Annotated in this window: 1 protein-coding gene; it reads left to right on the forward strand. The window is 67.6% G+C overall.

The genetic code is table 11. The features are described from left to right. The coding region (locus ACXJKJ_RS31225) for a CsgG/HfaB family protein (RefSeq protein ID WP_457395485.1) at positions 1-606 on the forward strand (606 nt) is incomplete at both ends.

Here is a 606-nt window from a genome sequence, read left to right on the forward strand (position 1 = left end):
GGCCCAGGTAGAGGCCAAGCGCGGCGCACAGTCGTTCGAGTCCGACCTCAACCGTCGCACGCTGCGCAGTTACTGGAAGGTGCGGATCAAGGCGGATATCGCCAAGTACCGCGCCCCGGACGAACAGGGCAGGCCGAAGATCGTGGTGGCCGAGCCGCATGTGCGCGCCGGTACCTACGCGGTCGGCGACGGCCGCGTCAGCAGCGACGAAGTAGCCCGCGCGATCCGTGCGCGCCTCAACGACACCCTGACCCAGACCAAGCGTTTCATCGTGCTCGATCGCGAGTTCGGCGCCGAGATGCAGGCCGAGATCGACCACATCAACAGCGGCAACGTGCGCCTGCAGGACACCGCGCGGCTGGGCCAGCAACTGGCCACCGATCTGATCCTCATCCCGAGCATCGAGCGCTTCGAGTACCCGCGCAGCGTGCGCCAGCTGCGCATGTCCGATCGCCAGGTCAGCTCGTATTCCGGTGGCGGTCGCAYCACCCTGCGGCTGATCAACGCGGCCACCGGCGAGGTGGTGATGTCCGACAGCTTCGACCACCAGCTGGCCTCGACCGGCCCGAGCACGCTGCCGCGTGTGGTAGATGGCAAGGGCATGGC

It is taken from the genome of Roseateles sp. P5_E1 (genome assembly GCF_054049335.1).